The following is a 17,678-nucleotide window of genomic DNA, read 5'->3' as shown; positions in this document are numbered from 1 at the left end:
ATAAGCCGAAATGGCTGAAGCTCGCGTTTGCCGCATCAGCCATTTCGGCTTGTTGAAGCAGACCCATTTGCCCCTGTTCGTCGTGCTCCGTCAGCCGCTGAGCGTGTTAACGGCGCGGGCGAAGAAGTCTTTGCCGCCGAAGTTGCCAGACTTCAGCGCCAGCGCGATGGGACTTTCCCCCTGCGAAACCAGAGCAGGTACGCCCACATCAATCTCTTCGCCGATGGTTAAAGCCCCCAGATCCAGCGCGCTGACTACCGCACCGGAAGTTTCTCCGCCGCCTACCACCAGCCGCCGCACGCCAGCCGCGACCAGTTTTTGTGCCGTACTGCCAAACAGCGTATCCAGTGCTTCAGCGACTTTCTCGCGACCATATTGCTGCTGAGTCTGTTTCACCGATTCCGGATCGCCCGATGAGTAGACCAGCGGCAATCTGCCCTGGTTAGCCTGAATAAAGGCCACCAGTTCCTCAGCGCCGGTTTTGCCGCTGAGCACATCCTTCACTTCAACCATCATCACCGGATAATGCTTCTGGTGCTCTGCTATTTGCTGGCGGGTAGCGCCTGAGCAGCTTCCCACCAGAATGGCCTCTGGCCCTGTAATCTGGGGAACGCTGGCCGCCTTGCCTTTTGCCCGTCCGGCGGCAATAAAATTGTGCGGCAACGCCATCGCAATGCCCGACCCACCAGTTACCAGCGCAGCGCCCTGGCAGGCACGGCCAATTGCCACCAGATCGTGCTCGCTGACAGCATCAACAATGACCAGCGTGCGCCCCTCTTCAGCCTGCTGCTGAAGAACTTCCCGCAACGCCTGGCTCCCCTGCACCACACTATTCCAGCCAATATGCGCCACGCGGTTTCTGCTCTGGCGGGCTAAAACCCGACGCAAATCGGCATCTTTCATCGGTGTCAGCGGATGATGCTCCATTCCCGATTCGTTGAGCAGCCGATCATGAACAAACAGATGTCCCTGATAAACCGTACGCCCCATAGCCGGAAAAGCCGGGCAGACCACCACGCTGCTGGCTTGCAGCATTTCAGCCAGCGCATCAGTGACCGGGCCTATATTGCCTTCATCCGTTGAATCAAAGGTTGAGCAGTACTTAAAGATAATCTGCTCGCAACCCTGGTCCAGTAACCAGCGGCAGGCAGCAAGCGACTGAGCCACGGCCTGATCTGCGGGGACAGAGCGGCTTTTAAGGGCGATCACGCCCGCTTCCACCTCAGCCGTGGCGGGCCGGGAGGGAAGGCCAAGATATTGCGTAGTGCAGAGGCCACCTTCCCCTTTCAAGCCTTTCGAGAGCGTAACAGCGATGTCGCTGGCCCCGGTAAAATCATCCGCTATCACTCCAATTAACATGGCTTACTCCTGATGTCCGGCCAGTACGCTGGCTTTGATGCGTTTTACCGCCGCGTGAGGCGCGGTCAGCACCGGGATGGAGACCTGTTGGCGCACGGCATCGGCGGCGCGGGAGGTAGAAAAATGCGCCAGCATAATGACGTCGCAATGAGCAAGGTCTCTGGCCCTGGCGGCAACAAGCCGGTTATGGCTCTCCGCATCGCCTTTTTTCAGCAGATCGATCGCATCTGCCACCAGAATGGTGGTCAGCGTGGCCTGAGAATTATGCTGAGCAATATAGTCGTTGAACTCTTCGGTCATGGTTTCAACCGCCGGGCCAAAGGTGGCAAGCATGCCGATGTTCTTCCCCTGCGCTACCGCCTCATGGAACATCGCTTCATTGGGTTTCAGCACCGGCACGGGCAGCTTTGCGGCAAGCTGGTCAATCGCTGGCCCAAAAGCGGAGCATGTCACCAGGATGCCGTCCGCCTGCATCTCATAAGCGTACTGGCCGAAGCGGACAAACCGTCCAATCATGGCCGGGCTAAGATCCGGCTCTCTTGCGCGATCAAGAGAGAGTCCATCATCCAGTAAATTAACCAGCTCAGCCTCGGGCCAGACTTCATTAAAAGCGGCATGAATGGGTGCCATCGCAACCGGGGTGGCATGCAGTAGGACTATTCGAACAGTCATTATTAACTCCTGGCAATGGGTGTCGGGTCGCACTCGCGCAGCGGATAAATATGCAGGCGGAAGGCACCCCTTAAATGTAAGGGCTTACAATTGTCTCTGTAAAGTGAACCAGATCACATAAAATCGTATTGGTAACGCCTGGTTGTTATTGAAATGTTAGCGATGATTGACCAGAATTGAAAGCGCTTACAAAATTTAATCCGCCATGACCTCTTTTACGGTACGCCCTGGCGCTAATTACTTACGGAGTGTGAGAACGCCTTATGACATCCCCTGCCAACTCTTCTTTATCTCAAGCCGTGGCTTCCAGCCCCGGACAGACCGTGACCAGCCCGGCGGTAAAAACATTACCCAGGCAGTTTCGTGACCTGCTGGCGCTGGACGATTTTGAACGCCATGCCCGCCGCAGATTACCTAACATGATCTATCAGTACGTCGCCGGAGGAGTGGAAACCGGACGCGGCATCGCCGGTAATTTCGAAGCCTACCAGCGCTATACCTTTATCCCGCGCATGTTCCGCGATGTCTCCGGACGTGACCAGGGCACCACCCTGTTTGGCCATACCTGGCATCATCCTTTTGGCGTCGCTCCCCTGGGCGGCGCTTCGTTTGTGGCTTATCAGGCGGATGTGGCGATGGCGCGGGCCGCGCGGGAAATGAACGTTCCGATGATCCTCAGCGCCTCGTCGCTGGTGAAGCTGGAGGATGTGCATGCCGCTAACCCGGATGCCTGGTTCCAGGCATATCTGGCTGGCGATCAGCCGCGTATTGACCGTCTGGTCGACCGCGTTGCCGCTGCGGGTTACCAGACGCTGGTTGTCACAGGTGACACGCCAATGCTGGGCAACCGCGAGCACAACACGCGTAGCGGCTTCAGTATGCCGATCAAAATCACGCCGAAGGTTGCATTTGAAAGCGCCATAAGCCCCCGCTGGCTGCTGGGCACCGTAGCGCAAACCTTCCTACGTCATGGCGCGCCCCATTTTGAAAATACCGACGCGGAGCGCGGCCCTCCGATGATGTCCAGCAAAGTCCGTAACACGCAGGCGCGTGACAAGCTGAACTGGAAACATGTAGAGGCGATCCGCAAAAAATGGAAAGGTAATCTGGTCATCAAAGGTCTGATGTCCCCGGAAGATGCCTTTATTGCCCGCGATTTGGGCGCAGACGCGGTGATCCTCTCCAACCACGGCGGCCGTCAGCTGGATCACACTATTCCTCCGCTTTACTCCCTGCCGGAAATCGCAGAGAAGAAAGGGTCAATGAAGGTGATTATCGACAGCGGCATTCGTCGCGGTACCGATGTGATGAAAGCGATGGCGCTGGGCGCAGATTTTGTTTTCCTCGGGCGCCCTTTCCTCTACGGCGCAGTGATTGGCGGCCAGGCTGGCGTTGAGCATGCCATGCATATTTTACGCGATGAGATAGATCGCGATCTGGCGCTGATTGGTGTCAGAACCCCATCGGAGCTGGACAGCAGTTATCTTAAACGCATGTTCTGACCCCACAGGAGAGTAAAAATGAGTCATCAACACCCAATTCGCGTGTTCAGCGCTTTAGCCATTCGCGCGCCATTCATTGAGCTTGAGGCAGAATGGGGCCGACAGCACCCGGAGAAAGCGCTGGCGATAGAGTGGAATCCCACCACGGTCATTGAAAAGAAAATCGCCAGCGGCGAACAGGCAGATGCAGTGATCCTTACCGTGCCGGTGATGGACAGGCTGATTGCCGAAGGACTGATCGATCCCGCGAGCCGCGTTGAGCTGGTGGACTCCCAGGTAGGGCTGGCGATGCTCCCCGACGCTGAAGCGCCCGATATCAGCAGCGTGGAGGCCTTAACCGCGGCATTGTTGCATGCCCGCTCGGTAGCTATTACCCTGGGCGGGGCAAGTGGGATCTACTTTCTGACGCTGCTGGAAAAACTGGGCATTAAAGAGCAGATTATGGCGCGCGCCACCACGATCCCTGAAGGTTTTACGGCCAGCCAGTTGACAGCAGGTAACGCGGATATTGCCGTGCAGCAGATCAGCGAACTGCTGATGGTGGAAGGTATAAAAGTGATCGGCCCGCTGCCGGAAGCGGTGCAAAAAGTGACCTCTTTTTCCGGCGGGATTTTCAGGCAGGCAGTGGATCCTGAAGGGGCAGCGTTACTGCTGCAATCACTGCGCTCAGAGCAGGCCCGCAGCGCATTTGAAGCGTTCGGGCTACAGTGGCGCGTTTAACCACGCGGTATACGGGGAGCCGAACCTGTGCTGCCCCGCACAATCAGCTGCGGTTTTAACACCGTCTGGCGGGCAGCCTCTTCACCATTCAGCTCTGCAAGCAGGAATTCCGCAGCGCAAAGGCCTATCGAATCCAGTTCAACCCGCATGGTGGTCAGTGGATGCTCAAGGTGTTCCGCATACTCATAATCATTAAAGCCGGTGATTGAAATATCGGTGGGTATGCGCAGATAGCGTTCACTGGCGCCCCGCATCGCCCCAAATGCCAGCAAATCGTTACCGCAAATCACCGCAGTCGGCGGGTTGGGCCTCTCCAGCAGTTTAAACATCGCCTGGCGCGCATCGTTCATGGTAAAGGCGCTGTTAATCAACTGATTCTCATCCAGCGTCAGCCCGGCTGCGGCCAGCGCCTGTTTTGTGCCGGTAATACGGTCTGAAACGCGGTCGTTTGACGGCGGCGTACCTACGATAATGGCAAAATTAGTGTGGCCCAGCGCCAGCAAATGCGAGGTCATTTCTGCGGCAGCCTGTTCATTATCGTACCCCACGCTGGGATAGCGCCGATCCACGGAAAAGGTCTGGATACAGGGTATGCCCTGCCGGGTTATCCGCTCCCACAGTTTGGGATGGTGTGAATTCCCCACCAGCATCAGGGCATCAATTCCGTACTCCACCAGTTTGTTCACCTCTTTCAGCTCAGTGTCAGGATCGAAGTTTGAATTTGCCAGCAGCAGCGTATAGCCGGAGTGGTGGATCTTCTGCTGGAAAGTGGCCAGCGGGCGGGAGAAGGTCTCGGTGGCAAGGGTGGGCACCACGGCACCGATAGACATGCTACGTCGCGATGCCAGGGTGCGGGCAGCCCGGTTAATCACATAACCCAGCTCCTCGCAGGCACGTTCAACGGCCTCACGCCTCGACTGTCGCACCGTCGTGCTGCCATTGAGCACTCTGGAAACCGTTGCCGTCGATACGCCCGATCGCAGGGCAACATCTTCCAGAGAAACTCGTGAAGAGGGAGAAGGCTTATCGGACATGATCGAACTCCAGGCTAAATTTAGTGATATCGCCCACAAAATTTGCAGACAACCAAAGCTTCGTTTTGAAAGCGCTTACTTTTGACTTGACTGATTTTTGTAATCGCTTACTTTTAACATCATATTATCAAAAGTAGCCCACCACATCACTAATTGATAACAAAGAAGCGGATAGCAGTGAGATTATCTCGCAGTTACCCCGCCCTCAAACACCGAGATAATAAAGGAATTCACCATGCGTAGATACCCGAGGGTTCGCTGGCTGATGATTGCGTTCTGTTTCCTCGCCATCGCCATTAACTATATAGATCGTATTAATCTGGCCATCGCTGCGCCACACATTAAGGCGGATTTGGGGCTGGATGACACCAGTATGGGCCTTATTCTCGGCGCATTTTTCTGGACCTATGCGCTGATGCAGATCCCCGCCGGCCGCCTGATTGACCGGTTAGGCGCCCGCGCCGGACTGGCTATTGCCGTGGGATGGTGGTCGCTTTTCACCGTTTTCACTGCCTTCGGCAAAGGATTTACTTCGATTTTCGCTTCACGTCTGATGCTGGGCCTGGGTGAATCCGGCGGCTATCCTGGCTGCGCCAAAGTGGTTTACTCCTGGTTTGCCAAAAAGGAGCGTGGTACCGCCAGCGGGATCTTTGATGCAGGCCCACGTGCCGGTAGCGCGCTCGCTTTACCGCTGGTCGCCTGGCTGATCAGCACCTGGAACTGGGAAACCTCTTTTATTGTGACCGGCGCGTTGGGTCTGATTTGGGTTGTCGTCTGGCTGGCGTTTTACCGTGAACCCGAAGAGATGAAGAATCTGGACGCGCAGGAGCGGCAGAATCTGCTGGAAGATCGCAGCGTTCACGTGGTGGATAAAACAGAAAAAGTGCGCATTGCTCCCCTGTTCCGCTACAGAACGGTATGGGGCATGATGATCGGCTTCTTCTGCATGAACTTCGCCACCTATTTCTTTGTCACCTGGTTCCCAACCTACCTCACCATGGCGCATGGCTTTTCACTGAAAGAGCTGGGCACGCTGGGGGCCATTCCTGCACTGATGGGGATCCCTGGTAGTCTGTTGGGCGGCATGGCCTCGGACTGGATGTACCGCAAAGGCTTCTCGCTCACTACCGCCAGAAAAACCTGTCTGATTGCCGGAATGCTGCTCTCGTCAGTGATTGCTTTCGCCGCCTTTACTGACAGCATTGCCGTGATCCTCACCCTCTTCTCTCTGACCTATGCCGGCCTGGCCTTTACCGCAGCCAATATCTGGACTCTGCCCGCAGACGTTGCGCCCAGCTCTGGCTACGTGGGCACGCTGGGCGGTATTCAAAACTTTGCCGGAAACCTGGCCGGAATTGTAACGGCCTCCTTTACCGGGCTGATGCTGACCCTGAGCCACGGCTCTTTTGTGGTGCCCTTGCTGGTTGCTGGTGGGATCTGTCTGTTTGGCGCGTTCAACTTCCTGTTCATCATGGGCAAAGTTGAGCCGCTTGATATCAAAAATGCGCAGTCGGTGAATGAAGTAGCCACCGCCGATCGTTAAGTTGTTTGTGAGGATGTTGATGAAAAACGAAAACCAGCTGCGTGAAGAAATTTGCCAGGCAGGAAGCAGCCTGTTTAACCGGGGTTATACCGTGGGAACGGCGGGCAATATCAGCGCCAGGCTGGAAGATGGCTGGCTGATTACGCCAACGGATGCCTGTCTGGGTCGTCTTGACCCGGCCAGCATTGCCAAAGTCTCTGCCAGTGGCGAATGGGTTTCCGGTGATAAACCGTCGAAAACGCTGCAGCTTCATCGGCAGGCCTATGACCACAATCCGCAGGTAAACGGCGTGGTTCACACCCACTCCACTCATCTTGTCGGACTGACGCTGGCGGGAGTCTGGCAGCCAGAGAGCATTCTGCCGCCCATCACGCCTTATCAGGTGATGAAAGTGGGCCGCATTCCGCTTATCAGCTACCGTCGCCCTGGGGCGCCAGAAGTGGCTGAACAGGTGGCTGAATTAGCCTGCAAAGTGCGCGGAGTGATGCTTGAGCGTCTTGGCCCGGTTATCTGGGGACCCACCGTTTCCACCGCCTGCGCAGCTTTAGAAGAGTTGGAAGAGACCGCCAGATTATGGCTGCTGGCCGCGACCAAACCGCAACCGCTCAGCGAGGAGGCGGTACAGGAACTTTGCGAGGTTTTTTCTACCCGCTGGTAAACATCTCTTCCCTACAGCAAGGATATAACAATGAAAAAAAGTATTTATGCAGGCATGGTAGCGTCAGTGATGATGTTGTCTGCTGGCGCGCAGGCGCAAAGTCTGCTCTACGTTTCCAACGCCGACAGCGGTACCCTGACCGGCTATCAACTGGATAAAGAGAAGATAACGCTGCTCCCTTTGGGGGATTTCCCGGCGGGGAGCAAGGCGATGTCTTCGGTAGTTTCACCCGACAAGAAAAAACTCTATGTCTCGGTGCGCAGTAAGCCATACAGCGTGATGGTCTATGATATTCAGCCAGATGGCAAGCTGGTGAAAACCAGCCAGTCACCGTTGCCGGAAAGCATGGCTTATCTGTCGATGGACAGGCAGGGGCACTTTCTGCTGAGCGCCTCCTACGGCGGCGATCTTTTCAGTATTAACCGCATCAACAGCCGGGGCGAAGTCGAGGCAAAACCGGTGCAGGTGGTGCATACCGGTAAACGGGCGCACGCCATACAGGTCAGCCCGGATAACCGCTCGCTCTACGTGACGCTGCTGGGTGCCGATCAGCTGCTTCAGTACCATTTCAACGCCTCGACCGGGCAGGTTACGCCAAACGATCCGCCATTTATCAATATTCAGAGCGAAGCGGCAACCGGCCCCCGCCACTTTGTTATTGCGCCAAAACTGGATAAACAGGGCAAGCGTTCACTCTATATCCTTACCGAGATGGCGGGCAATATCAGCCGCCTGACGCTGAACAAGGATGGCACTGCCACCCCCGCTGAAGTGGTAAATTCAGTCTCGCCGAAAGAGGATATGCAGCGGGGCGAAGCCCGTCCGTTAACCGGCGATGACGATCTTCCGCCTTCACACAAACCCCGCATCTGGCAGGCAGACCTGCATCTGACGCCAGATGGCCGTTATCTCTATTCGACGGAACGCACCAGCAGCACCCTCTCCTCCTTCTCGGTTGACCCCAATGACGGGCATTTAACTTATCTCACCAGTATCAGGACCGAACAGCAGCCGCGTGGTTTCGCCATTGATAACAGCGGCCGTTTTCTGATCGAGTCCGGACAGAAATCCACGCAGCTTTCTCTCTACACCATCAACGGCAACACCGGTGCGCTGACGCTGGTGGGACGCTATCCGACAGGCAAAGGCGCGAACTGGATCTCGATGGTTGAAAGGTAACGTTTTTTGAGGCCCGATATATGGCTTTGTACCGGGCTGCCACTCTGCTAACTGGAGTTATTATGAAAAGTAAACTGCTGCCCTGCCTGCTGAGCGCAGGTTTCCTGGCGCTGAGCGCTGCCCCCGCCACCCAGGCTGCTGAACAGGTGATTGCTACCAACCTGGAGCCGTTGCACCACGTGATTCTGGAAAATGAGTATGTGACGGTGATGCGGGTAATGCTCCGGCCAGGTCAGTCCACGATGTTCCATGAACAGCATCTGGATTACGTCAACACCCATGTGAATGGCAGCATGGTCCATATCTCTTACCCGGATAAACCGGCTAAAGATCACGAGATGAAAAGCGGCAACGTCAAATTTGGCGCGCATCAGGGCAAGTCTGAAACCGACAAGGTTACCAATACTGGCACCACGCTGAATCATCAGGTCTCTTTTGAGATTAAACAGCATGGCCCGCTTAATTTCGGCGGGGCCACGCGCCCGGCTATTCCGCCATTCCAACTGGTTCTGGATGAGAAAACGGTAAAAGGCTGGAAAGTCACGCTGCAACCTGGCGAGAGCACCACCCTCTATACCCAGCATGGGCCTGGCGTCAGGGTGTTCTTTACCGAGGGAAGATTGCTGACCTCTGTACCGGGTCAGCCTAACCGTAATAAAGAGCAGTGGATACATCGCGGCGACGCTTTCCTGACGCAGGCGGATAAAATCGAGCTGACCAACGGCGGCGAAACGCCTCTGGTGTTCAACGACTACGAACTGCTTTGATCCTCCTCTGATTTTTTCCCCGCTTCCTCAGGAAGCGGGGCTGTATTTGTGTCAAGAAGCGCACGCAGAAGCGCCTTTTTACCCTATAAACGTCCTTTTTTCTTTTTACAGGAGCATGTCAGTTGAGACGACTCTGTCTGCCTTTCGCCATCAGTCTGAGCCTTTTCACGGCCGGAAGCGTTGCTGCTTCTGCGCCGCAGGAAGCGCAGGCGCTGATAGCGAAAGGAAAATACCTTGCAACCGCAGCCGACTGCGGGGCCTGCCACACTTCACCCCATCAGGGCGAACCCATGGCGGGCGGATACGCGATCTCTTCCCCAATGGGCACCATTTTTGCCAGCAATATCACGCCTTCCAGACGGCATGGCATCGGAGATTACAGCGAAGAAGAGTTCTCCCGTGCGGTACGGCAAGGCATCAATAAACAGGGCGAGCATCTTTATCCGGCAATGCCCTATCCCTCTTACGCCAGGATCAGCGATGAGGATATGCATGCCTTATATGTTTACTTTATGCAGGGCGTTGCGCCGGTAGAGTCCGACCCGCCGAAAACAGCATTACCCTTCCCGTTCAGTATCCGCAGCTCGATGGCCGTCTGGAACTGGCTCTTTTCACAGGCGAAGCCCTTTACGCCCGATGCCTCCCGGTCTGAATCACTCAACCGTGGCGATTATCTGGTGAATGCGCTGGCGCACTGCGATACCTGCCATACGCCGCGTAACATACTGATGGGCCAGCAGGACGATCGCGCCTTCTCCGGCGGCAGCCTTGGCAGCTGGTATGCGCCCAACATCACGCCAGATCCGCAATCCGGCATCGGCAACTGGAGCGCAGATGAACTGGCGACCTATCTTAAGTCCGGTCATGTAGCAGGTAAAGCCCAGGCCGCGGGACCGATGGCGGAAGCCGTTGAGCACAGTTTTCAACATCTCTCTGAAGAGGATATTCAGGCGATGGTGGCCTATCTGCGTCAGGTTCCTGCCGTCAATACGGGTGCGGTCATGCCCCGCGAGAGTTACGGTCAGCCTTCAACTTCGGAACAGCAGCTCCGTGGGGATAAAGAGCAACAGGACGCTGGCTGGAAGGTCTTCAGCGGCAGTTGTGCTAACTGCCATCAGCCTGACGGCCAGGGCAATACCCGCTATCCGTCACTGTTCCACAACACCGCAACCGGCGCGGATAACCCGGATAATCTGGTCTCAGCCATCCTCTATGGTGTACAGCGCACGGTGAATGGTGAAACGATCGCCATGCCTGCTTTTGGCCCTGACGCAGATTTCACTACACGGCTCAGTGACAGAGAGATCGCCGACGTCAGCAATTATGTGCTGAAGCACTATGGCAATCCCCAACTCAGCGTCAGCGAAGAACAAGTTAAAGCCCTGCGCGAGGGCGGAGAAAAGCCGCTGTTGGTCAGCCTCACACGCCCATGGATTCTGGGTGTGGGTGCAGTCGTTCTGCTGTTGATAATCGCGGCATTTATCTCTCTCAGCCGTAAAAGGAGGCAGCATGTCAGCCGTTAATTCCTCTCCCCGGTCGTTAAGCCGCCGCCGTTTACTGCAAGGCATGGCGGTGCTATCCCTGAGTGCCGCCTGCGCCACGCTGTTTCCAGTGGAGATGGCTCAGGCGCGTGAAGGCGTTGAAAGCAATTTTTCTGCCGTCTCCGCCTTTTTAGTGAGTCGTCCGGTCAGTCCGGTATTGAGCCAGCGCTATTATCAGGCGTTACAACGTCACTTTAAGGATTTCCCCCAGCGTCTCTCAGCCCTGGACGACTATCTTGCTGCGCACGCCTTTACGCATGTCGATAGCTTTTTACAGGCGGTGGGCGATAACGATCCGCTCAGGCAGACTGCCGCACTGATTATCGGTAGCTGGTACACGGGCGTTGTCGGTGAAGGGGCGGAAAGTGAACTTATCGCCTACTCAGACGCCATGATGTATCTGCCGACCAAAGGCATTCTGGTGGTGCCCAGCTACGGCGGCGGCCCCGATTCATGGGGCAGTAAACCTGCCAGTCGGCAGACAAATAAAGGAGTGACGGCATGAACAGCGTTGATGCTGATGTGATCATTATCGGATCGGGTGTCATGGGCGGTCTGGTGGCGACCCAGCTGGCTAAAGCGGGTAAATCGGTGATTATTGTTGAAGCTGGCCCGCGCATTAAACGTCAGGACATTGTGGAGAGGTTCCGCAACTCGCCGTTTAAAATGTCGCTGACCAACATGAAGCTTCAGGGGGTGGGTTCGCCCTATCCCGATCTGCCGCATGTGCCCTCCACCTATGGTGATTACCTGCAACAAACCGGGCCAGTAAAATATCCCACCAAGTATCTGCGCGTGGTGGGCGGGACAACCTGGCACTTTGGATCGGCCCTGTGGCGGATGATCCCTAATGACTTTAAGCTGCAAAGCCTCTACGGACGCGGACGTGACTGGCCGTTTGGCTATAACGAGCTGGAAAGCTGGTATGGCGAAGCGGAGCGGGAGCTGGGCGTCTCCGGGATGGCGGGTCAGGATGAAAGCGGGCATGGCGGTGAGGCCTGGCCACCCCGCTCCACCCCCTTCCCGATGGAAGGGCTGGAACCAAGCTACCTGTTTAAACGCCTCTCCACGCTGCTTGCTGCAGGCGGCTATAACCCGGTGATGGAGCCGAATGGCCGGGCTACCCGTCCTTATGGCAAGCGTCCGGTATGCGCGGGCAACAATAACTGCAATCCGGTTTGTCCCATTGCCGCGAAATATGATGGATCGATGCATATCGATGAGGCAGAACGGCACGGCGCGAAGTTGCTGGATAATTCGGTGGTCTGTCGCCTTGAAGCAGGCGATGACGGCAACATTACCGGCATCTGGTATAAGAAACCGGACGGTTCAGAACATCACCTGACGGCAAAGTACTTTGTGCTGGCGGCCTACGGAATCGAGTCTCCCAAGCTGCTGCTGATGTCCACTTCAGAACGTTATCCCAACGGCATCGCCAACAGCTCCGATCAGGTAGGTCGCAATCTGATGGGGCATACCGGCATCAGTATGAATGTGATGATGCGAGAGGATGTCTGGCCGGGACAGGGACCAACTGAGCTGCTGGTGTATCTGAATAACCGTGACGGTGAGTTCCGCAAGACGTTTCCGAGCTACAAAATTAAAGTGCGCAACACCGTTCCTACTGCGGACTATGCTGCTGGTCTTATCAAAAAAGGCGTGTTGGGTTCAAAACTGGATGAAGAGCTGCGCAGGATGTCCGCAAGATCGCTGAATTTCGCCATCGATTTCGAGACGTTGCCCCTGGCGGAAAACAGAATTGTCCCGAGTAAAACCAAAAAAGATGCGATTGGCCTTCCGGTGCCCGAAATCTACTACAGCGTGACCGATTACTGGCACGCCGGAAAAGCAGAGGGACTGAAGGATTTCGATAATTTTGCGCGCTTGCTCAACGCCGACGTTTCGAAAATCGATACGGGGTATCAGGATCGTCAGCACATTATGGGTACCACTATTATGGGAGATGATGCCAGCAACTCGGTGGTGAACCGCCACTGCCAGACGCACGATCATCCCAACCTGTTTATCGCCGGAACCAGCGTGATGCCATCGGCTTCTTGCATGAACCCTACGCTGACCGGTGCCGCATTAAGTCTGCGGCTGGCGGATCATCTGCTGAAGGTGGTGAAAGTATAACGGAGTAACACCTGTCGCCAGCTCTGTTAAGGGCGGAATAACTCAAGAGCACCCATCAGAGTGGCAGCGCCTCCGACGGGATGCCCTTTATTCTCCGCCCTTTTTTACCTGGCCTGGGACTGAGTTGTTCCTTAAAGCTTCAGCGTCCCCTCACGGTTAGCGCTGCTGTCCCGCCATCAGCACATATTTTACCTGAACGTACTCTTCAATGCCGTAGTGCCCGCCTTCACGCCCATAGCCGGAGTGCTTAATCCCGCCAAACGGCACCGACGCTGTTCCCACCGAACCCGAATTGATAATCACCATCCCTGCCTCAAGCGATCTGGACAGCCGGAACGCGCGTCCCAGATCGGTCGTCCAGGCATAGCTGACCAGACCATATTCGGTATTATTGGCCCGGCGGATCGCCTCTTCTTCAGTTTTAAAACGATAAAGAGCAAATACGGGTCCGAAGATCTCCGTGTTATGCATGGCAAAGCTATCACGCATATCACACAGTATGGTCGGTTGATAAAATAACCCGCCCCGATCTGCCAGTTTTCCCCCAAGCCGCACGGTAGCGCCCTGGGATATGGCATCGCTGACCAGCGAGGTTACTTTTTCCACGGCCTGCTGATTGATCAGCGGCCCGACAACGAATTCATCCTGCATCCCCTGATCCACACTGATTTTTGCAACGGCCGTCGTGAGCTGCGCCACAAAGTCCTCATAGATCCCCTCCTGAACGAAGATCCGGTTGGGGGAAATACAGACCTGCCCTGAGTTGCGTAATTTGGCGCTAACCAGCCCGTTAACGGCATCGGTGAGTGTGGCGTCGTCGAAGACAATAAAGGGCGCGTTTCCGCCCAGCTCGAGAGTCATTTTCTTGAGCTGGGCGCCGCAGTTGCTGGCCAGGAGTTTGCCCACACGCGTCGATCCGGTGAAGGAGATTTTACGGATCCGCTCATCGCTGGTAAAAGCCTCGCCAATGGCTTTCGGGTCTCCCGTGACCATTTCAAAGACGCCCTGGGGAATGCCCGCTTCACGGGCGTACTCCAGCAGCTTCCAGGCCGTTAACGGCGTTTCTTCAGCAGGTTTGATCACCATCGTACAGCCCGCAGCCAGGGCGGTTGCCACTTTTCTTGCAATCATCATAAAAGGAAAGTTCCAGGGCGTAATGGCGGCCGTCGGCCCCACAGGCTCTTTCATCACCAGCACGGAAGCATCCGGCGCATGAGAAGGAAGGGTTTCTCCATTTACGCGTTTCGCTTCCTCGGCGTACCATTCAATAAACCCTAAGCCATACTCAATTTCCCCCAGCGCTTCCGTTAAACATTTGCCATTCTCTTTCACCATCAACTCTGCAAACACGCGCCTGTCGGCACGAACCAGATCATACCAACGGCGCAGGCGATCGCTACGCTCTTTTGCGGGCTTAGCTGACCAGGCGGGAAAAGCTTCACAGGTGCGGTTGATGGCAGCAGCCACTTCCTCAGCGGCCATTAAAGGTGTTTCACCGACTACAGAGCCGTCTGCGGGATTAAATACGGTAATCATAAGTTTTCTCACTATCTGGAGTGTTACCCTTCTCAGAACGGTCCTGAGTATTTTGTGTAGGGAACAGCTTGCAATGATAGCTTTACCGGCACAATCGATTAAAATTACGCAAACATTGAGAAAAACTAAACGGTTATATCTATGCGCGATCTGCCTCCCCTGAATGCTTTGCTGGCTTTTGAAACGGTTGCCCGCACCGGCAGCGTCCATGCTGCGGCAGATGCCCTGTCGGTGACCTCGGGCGCGGTAAGCCGCCAGTTACGCCTGCTTGAAGAACACTTCGGCACCTCACTTTTTCAACGTCATGGTCGCGGGTTGCTGTTAACAGATGCAGGGAATGCCTACTACCAGCAGATCCGGGAACATGTTGAAGGGCTGCGGCTGGCGGGACAGGTACTACACCGCACCGCAGGCAGATCTGTGATCCGCCTGCATTCCTTTACAACTTTTGCCACCCGCTGGTTGATCCCACGCCTGACGGCGTTCCAGCTGGCGAATCCGGACATTGATATCAGGCTGACCACGGCTTCTGACTGGGATGACGCCACCCACTATGACGCGGCTATTCGTCTGGGCAACGGTGACTGGCCGCAGATGCACGCCACTCCTCTTGTTGAAAATATTCTGCTGCCGGTCTGTCGTCCCACGCCAGAGAGAAAAACCATGCTGAATTTGCACGATTTGCCAAAGCAAACGCTGCTTCGCGTTCGGGGAAGGCCAGACGACTGGCGGCTCTGGGCTGAAGCCTGGCACCTGAACCTTGCTGATTTTCCAGCCTGGCGAGATCTGGAAAGCTCCGCGCTGGCGTATCAGGCGGCTCTTGAAGGCCAGGGTATGGCGCTGGCACAGCGCGTACTGGTGGAAAGAGAGCTTGAAGATGGGTCGCTGATGGCGATGGAAGAGTATGCTGTTAATTGCGGATCGCTGACCTATTATCTGGTCTGGCAGGAAAAGAGCCTGAAAGAAAAAAACCTGCTGCTGCTGGAAAAAGGGCTGCTGAATTATTCGGGATAATCATTCTCTTCAGCCTTAAAGTTTATTAGGCCTTGCATTATTTTAGCTGGCGTGTTTTTATAGGTCATCGGTTTGGAACACAGACCTTATGAAAGCAGTTTTAGTAAAGCAGTCCTCGTTTAAGTGCTATCCATAGATATCCTTTCTCATGAGCCTCCTCCTAAGTGCCCAATAAGAAAATCTCTTCAAATCAGGTTTCAATCGCCACACTGAGTGGCTCAGAAAATAACAGGAAATATTTATGTCTAACAAAATGACTGGTTTAGTAAAATGGTTTAACCCTGAAAAAGGTTTCGGCTTTATCTCTCCTCAGGACGGCAGCAAAGATGTATTCGTACATTTCTCTGCAATCCAGGGTACTGATTACAAAACGCTGGACGAAGGTCAAACTGTTGAATTCACCATTGAAAACGGTGCTAAAGGTCCTTCAGCTGCTAATGTAGTAGCGCTGTAAGTCAGACCTTACTGAGAATGACGTTAGCGATGATGGCTCCGGCCTGAGCAACGACTTCCAGTGAAACTAAAAACCCGCCTTGTGCGGGTTTTTAGCTTTTTACCCTTCTCTCCCCCTCCAGCACTATTTTTTTCCGGCTAATCAGAAACCAAAATATTATCGTTATATGAAAATAATATTATTTTTTGATTTAATCTTGCTCAATTTCTTCAGCCTGGCATCTGCGCTTGTTTGATCTTCACAATTAATTCGTAACATAAGAAGCCGTTATTATGGCCGGAGGTTGCGGTGAGAGTGATTTATCTGGCGGGCATTGCTGATGCCGCCTGCGCGCAGCCGCTGCCTGTTAATATTTTACGTCAATTATTTTCCTGAAGCCGTAGCAGCAACGTCATGCCGTCGCTTTGTGCTTGCCAGCAGCGACCGGACGATGAAAGGTTATCCGCCTGGCGTACCAACACACCCAGGAAAGGTCGTACCGCTGGTTATTTATACCGCGAGTAAAAATTTAAGGTTCAGTTTGGATATCAAAAATTATTGTAAGTTAAGGCTATAAATGACCATCAAGCCCCAAAGAATCCCGGCAAGATCCCTTAGGGTTTAAGAGGTAGGTTACCAACTACCGTAAGGGTATTTTTTCCCTTTGATAAAGTCCTCAGTCTCTTTTCCGTACTCCTGGCCGTTAGAAAACCGCATTACCCCTTTGCAAATATCTAATTTATCCCCTGATACGGTTTTCAGAATTGACTGGATGATGCGGTAATTAGGCTCAGAACCACTTCTCTGTAACCAGACGGCCACTTTCTCCTCTGGAGCCAGACCAATTTGCACTCTGTCGCAATACGCAGTTCTTCCCCGATAATCCCTGTACTCACCCGGCCTGAGCATTTTCTCAAGTACAGGTTTAGTGATAGTCAGATGGGTTTCATACACCCTTTTATCAATAATCGAGTCCCAGCAAAAAATAAAAGGTCTGAGGGGACGTTTAACATGATTCCAGTAGCCACCAGAGGCACGATCTTTGTCATTCCAGCCGCCAACTATCCCGGGTAGATTGGATGTACGGTTCAGGGTATTAAACTCATATACCTTACCATCTGCATCCTGAACAACGGCGAACGTCACCAGTGCCGGCAGCGCTTTGGGCGTGAAAAAATCAAAGGTCCACTCTGTTGGTACAGCGTTTTGAACGGCAGTGTCGGACAAAGAGTTGTCCTGACAGGCCGTCAGGCTCAGTAAAAGAATAAGCCAGGTCACGCGGGTTATTTCCATATTTTATTTCCGTCCATATCGTAAACAGTATGCTGCCAGCGCTCGTCCGGCCGGTTGGTGTACGTCACCAGCTTCGCCGGTTTGACCGCACCGCTGACCAGACCCCGACCATCCCGCACCACGCTGTTCCAGTTAGCTGAACAGTGAATATACTTTTCGGCCAGCATCAGGATTTCTGGCGTGGTAAAGCCGGTGGCAGGCAGACCGTTTCGGACAGCCCGGCCCATCACAATCGCTTTTTCACATAAAGCGTTCAAATCGGAATTTAACGCAAAACCTGGGACGGTTTCA

At 54.5% G+C, this 17,678-nt stretch carries 16 protein-coding genes and 1 pseudogene; 11 read left to right on the top strand and 6 right to left on the bottom strand.

Features of this window, described 5'->3' with window-relative positions; translation table 11 throughout:
• Positions 1-90: 90 nt before the first annotated feature.
• Both otnK and SD961_RS17700 read right to left on the bottom strand, forming a co-directional pair.
• Complete coding sequence (gene otnK, locus SD961_RS17705) at positions 91-1,359, bottom strand: 3-oxo-tetronate kinase (protein ID WP_318791655.1); 1,269 nt, start codon at positions 1,357-1,359, stop codon at positions 91-93.
• A 3-nt stretch (positions 1,360-1,362) separates the two neighbouring features.
• A complete protein-coding gene (locus SD961_RS17700; RefSeq protein ID WP_318791654.1) occupies positions 1,363-2,031 on the bottom strand; it encodes an aspartate/glutamate racemase family protein in 669 nt (222 codons plus the stop codon).
• Between the two features lie 263 nt (positions 2,032-2,294).
• Here SD961_RS17700 and SD961_RS17695 point away from each other — a divergent pair, with 263 nt between their 5' ends.
• Positions 2,295-3,533, top strand: coding sequence for an alpha-hydroxy acid oxidase (locus tag SD961_RS17695; protein WP_318791653.1), 1,239 nt, complete (start codon positions 2,295-2,297; stop codon positions 3,531-3,533).
• An 18-nt stretch (positions 3,534-3,551) separates the two neighbouring features.
• The gene (locus SD961_RS17690) at positions 3,552-4,253 is read left to right on the top strand and encodes a substrate-binding domain-containing protein (protein WP_318791652.1); all 702 of its coding nucleotides are present in this window, start codon (positions 3,552-3,554) and stop codon (positions 4,251-4,253) included.
• On the opposite strand, the gene SD961_RS17685 is transcribed toward SD961_RS17690, so the two are convergent.
• On the bottom strand, positions 4,250-5,287 hold the full coding sequence (locus SD961_RS17685; protein ID WP_318791651.1) for a LacI family DNA-binding transcriptional regulator: 1,038 nt from the start codon (positions 5,285-5,287) through the stop codon (positions 4,250-4,252). The two genes, SD961_RS17690 and SD961_RS17685, sit on opposite strands and share 4 nt — an antisense overlap.
• A gap of 235 nt (positions 5,288-5,522) precedes the next feature.
• Between SD961_RS17685 and SD961_RS17680 the strand changes: the two genes are divergently transcribed.
• From SD961_RS17680 to SD961_RS17650, 7 genes are all read left to right on the top strand, one after another.
• Positions 5,523-6,830, top strand: coding sequence for an MFS transporter (locus SD961_RS17680; protein ID WP_318791650.1), 1,308 nt, complete (start codon positions 5,523-5,525; stop codon positions 6,828-6,830).
• A gap of 19 nt (positions 6,831-6,849) precedes the next feature.
• Positions 6,850-7,488 (top strand): aldolase, encoded by a 639-nt coding sequence (locus tag SD961_RS17675; RefSeq protein WP_318791649.1) that lies wholly within the window; start codon positions 6,850-6,852, stop codon positions 7,486-7,488.
• A gap of 30 nt (positions 7,489-7,518) precedes the next feature.
• Positions 7,519-8,667: a lactonase family protein gene (locus SD961_RS17670; RefSeq protein WP_318791648.1), complete on the top strand. Its 1,149-nt coding sequence runs from the start codon at positions 7,519-7,521 to the stop codon at positions 8,665-8,667.
• A 62-nt stretch (positions 8,668-8,729) separates the two neighbouring features.
• Positions 8,730-9,434 (top strand): hypothetical protein, encoded by a 705-nt coding sequence (locus SD961_RS17665; protein WP_318791647.1) that lies wholly within the window; start codon positions 8,730-8,732, stop codon positions 9,432-9,434.
• 122 nt (positions 9,435-9,556) lie between these two features.
• Complete coding sequence (locus SD961_RS17660; protein ID WP_318791646.1) at positions 9,557-10,957, top strand: c-type cytochrome; 1,401 nt, start codon at positions 9,557-9,559, stop codon at positions 10,955-10,957.
• Positions 10,944-11,480, top strand: a complete 537-nt coding sequence (locus SD961_RS17655; RefSeq protein WP_318791645.1) for a sugar dehydrogenase complex small subunit — start codon at positions 10,944-10,946, stop codon at positions 11,478-11,480. The genes SD961_RS17660 and SD961_RS17655 overlap by 14 nt, the downstream gene beginning before the upstream one ends.
• Positions 11,477-13,111 (top strand): GMC family oxidoreductase, encoded by a 1,635-nt coding sequence (locus SD961_RS17650; protein ID WP_318791644.1) that lies wholly within the window; start codon positions 11,477-11,479, stop codon positions 13,109-13,111. Before SD961_RS17655 ends, SD961_RS17650 begins: the two co-directional genes overlap by 4 nt.
• 156 nt (positions 13,112-13,267) lie before the next feature.
• Here SD961_RS17650 and SD961_RS17645 read toward each other — a convergent pair whose 3' ends face one another.
• Complete coding sequence (locus SD961_RS17645; protein WP_318791643.1) at positions 13,268-14,647, bottom strand: NAD-dependent succinate-semialdehyde dehydrogenase; 1,380 nt, start codon at positions 14,645-14,647, stop codon at positions 13,268-13,270.
• A 141-nt stretch (positions 14,648-14,788) separates the two neighbouring features.
• Here SD961_RS17645 and SD961_RS17640 point away from each other — a divergent pair, with 141 nt between their 5' ends.
• Positions 14,789-15,661, top strand: coding sequence for a LysR substrate-binding domain-containing protein (locus SD961_RS17640; RefSeq protein WP_318791642.1), 873 nt, complete (start codon positions 14,789-14,791; stop codon positions 15,659-15,661).
• A gap of 241 nt (positions 15,662-15,902) precedes the next feature.
• Positions 15,903-16,115, top strand: coding sequence for an RNA chaperone/antiterminator CspA (cspA, locus tag SD961_RS17635; protein ID WP_306212832.1), 213 nt, complete (start codon positions 15,903-15,905; stop codon positions 16,113-16,115).
• 612 nt (positions 16,116-16,727) lie between these two features.
• Here the strand turns inward: cspA and SD961_RS17630 are convergent.
• Complete coding sequence (locus SD961_RS17630) at positions 16,728-17,387, bottom strand: DUF2931 family protein (RefSeq protein WP_318791641.1); 660 nt, start codon at positions 17,385-17,387, stop codon at positions 16,728-16,730.
• Positions 17,378-17,678: pseudogene (locus SD961_RS17625) on the bottom strand (type VI secretion system tube protein Hcp); the annotation flags it as partial. The pseudogene SD961_RS17625 and the gene SD961_RS17630, both read right to left, overlap by 10 nt.

The sequence above is a fragment of the Erwinia sp. MMLR14_017 genome (assembly GCF_033657285.1).
Classification (GTDB): domain Bacteria; phylum Pseudomonadota; class Gammaproteobacteria; order Enterobacterales; family Enterobacteriaceae; genus Erwinia.
Note: the sequence above shows the minus strand (reverse complement) of the source record. Positions and strands in the feature narration are given on the sequence as shown.

Coding starts and splice junctions, on each gene's coding strand:
- SD961_RS17650 (WP_318791644.1), top strand. CDS start 11,477: ATGAACAGCGTTGATGCTGATGTGATCATTATCGGATCGGGTGTCATG.
- SD961_RS17645 (WP_318791643.1), bottom strand. CDS start 14,647: ATGATTACCGTATTTAATCCCGCAGACGGCTCTGTAGTCGGTGAAACA.
- SD961_RS17685 (WP_318791651.1), bottom strand. CDS start 5,287: ATGTCCGATAAGCCTTCTCCCTCTTCACGAGTTTCTCTGGAAGATGTT.
- SD961_RS17680 (WP_318791650.1), top strand. CDS start 5,523: ATGCGTAGATACCCGAGGGTTCGCTGGCTGATGATTGCGTTCTGTTTC.
- SD961_RS17675 (WP_318791649.1), top strand. CDS start 6,850: ATGAAAAACGAAAACCAGCTGCGTGAAGAAATTTGCCAGGCAGGAAGC.
- otnK (WP_318791655.1), bottom strand. CDS start 1,359: ATGTTAATTGGAGTGATAGCGGATGATTTTACCGGGGCCAGCGACATC.
- SD961_RS17640 (WP_318791642.1), top strand. CDS start 14,789: ATGCGCGATCTGCCTCCCCTGAATGCTTTGCTGGCTTTTGAAACGGTT.
- SD961_RS17665 (WP_318791647.1), top strand. CDS start 8,730: ATGAAAAGTAAACTGCTGCCCTGCCTGCTGAGCGCAGGTTTCCTGGCG.
- SD961_RS17655 (WP_318791645.1), top strand. CDS start 10,944: ATGTCAGCCGTTAATTCCTCTCCCCGGTCGTTAAGCCGCCGCCGTTTA.
- SD961_RS17630 (WP_318791641.1), bottom strand. CDS start 17,387: ATGGAAATAACCCGCGTGACCTGGCTTATTCTTTTACTGAGCCTGACG.
- SD961_RS17670 (WP_318791648.1), top strand. CDS start 7,519: ATGAAAAAAAGTATTTATGCAGGCATGGTAGCGTCAGTGATGATGTTG.
- SD961_RS17690 (WP_318791652.1), top strand. CDS start 3,552: ATGAGTCATCAACACCCAATTCGCGTGTTCAGCGCTTTAGCCATTCGC.
- SD961_RS17700 (WP_318791654.1), bottom strand. CDS start 2,031: ATGACTGTTCGAATAGTCCTACTGCATGCCACCCCGGTTGCGATGGCA.
- SD961_RS17695 (WP_318791653.1), top strand. CDS start 2,295: ATGACATCCCCTGCCAACTCTTCTTTATCTCAAGCCGTGGCTTCCAGC.
- cspA (WP_306212832.1), top strand. CDS start 15,903: ATGTCTAACAAAATGACTGGTTTAGTAAAATGGTTTAACCCTGAAAAA.